The organism is Cupriavidus sp. CuC1 (genome assembly GCF_044627735.1).
Lineage (GTDB): Bacteria > Pseudomonadota > Gammaproteobacteria > Burkholderiales > Burkholderiaceae > Cupriavidus > Cupriavidus ulmosensis.
Genome location: NZ_JBIUHC010000339.1, coordinates 1 through 2,561 on the forward strand (window position 1 = coordinate 1; position 2,561 = coordinate 2,561).

At 62.4% G+C, this 2,561-nt stretch carries 3 protein-coding genes; all 3 read right to left on the reverse strand.

The features are described 5' to 3' along the window. A partial coding sequence (gene tnpC, locus ACGLHR_RS51345) for an IS66 family transposase (RefSeq protein ID WP_400103757.1) occupies positions 1 to 1,515 on the reverse strand: 1,515 nt, incomplete at its 3' end. A gap of 138 nt (positions 1,516 to 1,653) precedes the next feature. Next, on the reverse strand, positions 1,654 to 2,007 hold the full coding sequence (gene tnpB / locus ACGLHR_RS51350; RefSeq protein WP_400103759.1) for an IS66 family insertion sequence element accessory protein TnpB: 354 nt from the start codon (positions 2,005 to 2,007) through the stop codon (positions 1,654 to 1,656). Continuing rightward, positions 2,007 to 2,480, reverse strand: a complete 474-nt coding sequence (gene tnpA, locus ACGLHR_RS51355) for an IS66-like element accessory protein TnpA (protein ID WP_400103761.1) — start codon at positions 2,478 to 2,480, stop codon at positions 2,007 to 2,009. Before tnpA ends, tnpB begins: the two co-directional genes overlap by 1 nt. Positions 2,481 to 2,561: the final 81 nt, after the last annotated feature.

A 2,561-nucleotide genomic window follows, 5' to 3' on the forward strand; every position in this document is an offset into this window, starting at 1 on the left:
GAGAACGTGAAGCAGATACGCATACGGCTCGACGTTGCAGGCGCGGCACGTGAGCATCAGGCTGTAGATCATCGCGCTCGCCTTCGCACCGGCAATCGTGTCTGCAAAGAGCCATGCCTTTCTCGCGGTTGCAAAGGGTCTCACGTCGCGCTCTATCACGTTGTTGTCCACGGGCACCCGGCCATCGACAACGTAGCGGGCGAGGTATTCCCACTGGTTGCGCGTGTAGCTGATCGCCTTGCCCAGCAGGCTTTCGGGCAGAACCTGCGGTACCAGTTCGTCCAGCCATTTCCTGAGCGCCTCCAGCAGCGGTACGCTGTGTTCCTGCCGCAGTCGGTAGGTGTAGCCGGCCCGTGTCTCGCCCTCTGGCAGTTCTCCGCGAGCAAGTGTCTCGACCTGATACAGCGCCTTGAAGTACTCGAGCGCCTGCTGTGCGCGACCGCCGGGCTTCTTCTGGCCCTTGTGCGCGTCGACGAACAGTCGTCGCGAATGTGCAAGACACCCGAAGTGCGTGACGCCTTTGAGCGTGCGCCAGGCGCTGTAGCCGTCGGTCATCAGCATGCCATCATAGCCGGCCAGGAACGCCTGCGGATATTGCTGCCCGCGCCCCGGCTGGTAGTCGAACAGCACCACCGGCTGCTCGCAGTCCTGTGCGCTGCGGTAGAGCCACATGTAACTCTTGCTCTGCGCGGTCTTGCCTTCTTCCTTAAGCACCTGCACCGTCGTCTCGTCGCCGTGGATCAGCGGCTGCGACAGCAGCGTCTGGCGCATCGCCTCGTACAGCCGGCTGTAGTGCAGTTCGGCAGGCCTGATGATCCAGTTCGCCAGCGTGCCGCGGCCCGCCGGAATGCCAGCACGGGCCAGCGCGTCTTCCATCCGGTATAGAGGCGTGCCATCCACGTACTTGCCGATCGTCACCGTCGCGATCATCGCCGGGCTCGCGTTGCTACCCGGCAGCGGTTGCACTGGCATTGGCGCGACCACGATCGGCGTACGCTCCGCGTTGCGCTCGCAATGGCGGCACGCGTATTTGAACCGTACGTGCTGCAACACCGAGGCCTTTACCTCGATGTGCAATTGCTCGCTCGTCTCCTCGCCCATGCGATGCAGCGGGCTCTGGCAGCATGGACAGATCTTCTGTTCCTCGGGCAGGTCGTACTCGATGCGCTGGCGCGGCAACGACGCCGGCAGCGGCTTACGCCCCCGCTTGCAGCGGGCAGACTCATCGACTTCCGGAAGCCCCGTATCGGGCAGCGTGAACGCGTCATCGGGATCGTCGCCAGCAAGTTCTGTCGCGGCGAGCTGCTCGGCTTCGTCAAACACCCGATCCTTGAGCTTCTCGCTGCTCGGCGCGTAGCGCTTGAGCTGCGCGAGGCGGAACTGCTCTTCGAGCTGCTCGATACGCTGCGAGAGTTGCTGGGCTAGCGACTCGAGATCCAGATTCTTCTTCTCGAGTTCGCGGATATAGGCCTGGACGTCAGGCGGCAGATCAGGGATGAGGTCATGTGCAGGCATGCCATTCACGATAGTGCAATCGCATCGCCAACAGGTTTACGTCGAATCCATAACAATGGTATCGACCAATGCCCTGGCGAGCAGCCGCCTCCCGAAGCCTATGGCCAGAGCCCGCGCCCTGGCCTCCCTCACGCTGACTCAGCTCGCGTGCCGGTATCGCCGCGAAGGGTGTCGGCGAACGGCTTCGATGTCGATACCTTCAAGCAACCAGTGCAGTTGCTCGGTCGTGAGTTCCATCACCGCCTGCTCGCGGCGTGGCCAGGCGAAGTAGTCTGCTTCCAGGCGCTTGAGCAGCAGCCAGAAGCCAGTGCGATCGTATAGCAACAGCTTGATCCGGTTGCTGCGACGGTTGTGGAACCCAAACACGGCCCGGGCGAATGGGTCCAGTTGCATCGACTGCTCAACCAACGCGACAAGCCCATTAATCCCCAGGCGGAAGTCGACCGCCTCGCGGTGCAGGTACACTCGGAGTTCAGCGTCGAGCCGGAACATCACTGCGCCCCCAAGGCTTTGATCATCGCTGCGACCAACGCAGCATCTTGCCCCGTGCATTCGAGTTCGACCGTCACGCCGTTGGGTAACTGTGCCGCCAAGCGGGCCAACGGCGAACTCGGCGGTGGTACGGGCTCAGGCTCGTAATGCACCGGCAAGCGTCCGGGCGTTGCCAGTGGCTCCGCCTTCGGCACGATGCCACCGATCTCGACCACCGGCACGAACGCCGCCGGCGCATGCTCAATCCCAAGCATCGCGGCAGCTTCTTCACGCCGCTCTTCGTACTGCTGAATCCACCGGCGCAGTTGGTTCGCGTTCACGCCGGCCCTGAGCGCCATGCCTGCCACCGATACCCCCGGCCGGTGGCACGCCTCGACCAGTTTCCGTTTCCCCTCCGGGTCAAAGCTTCGCTTTCCGCCTAGACCAACACGAGTCACCCTCAGCGGCAAAAAATCTGAATCGATCTCTGTCATGGGATGTGTCCACTAAAAATAGTGGACACATCCTGCACCGTTTCAGCCTTGTACTCTATGTGCGCTAAATTTCGCGCTTAC

Coding starts and splice junctions, on each gene's coding strand:
- tnpB (WP_400103759.1), bottom strand. CDS start 2,007: ATGTTCCGGCTCGACGCTGAACTCCGAGTGTACCTGCACCGCGAGGCG.
- tnpA (WP_400103761.1), bottom strand. CDS start 2,480: ATGACAGAGATCGATTCAGATTTTTTGCCGCTGAGGGTGACTCGTGTT.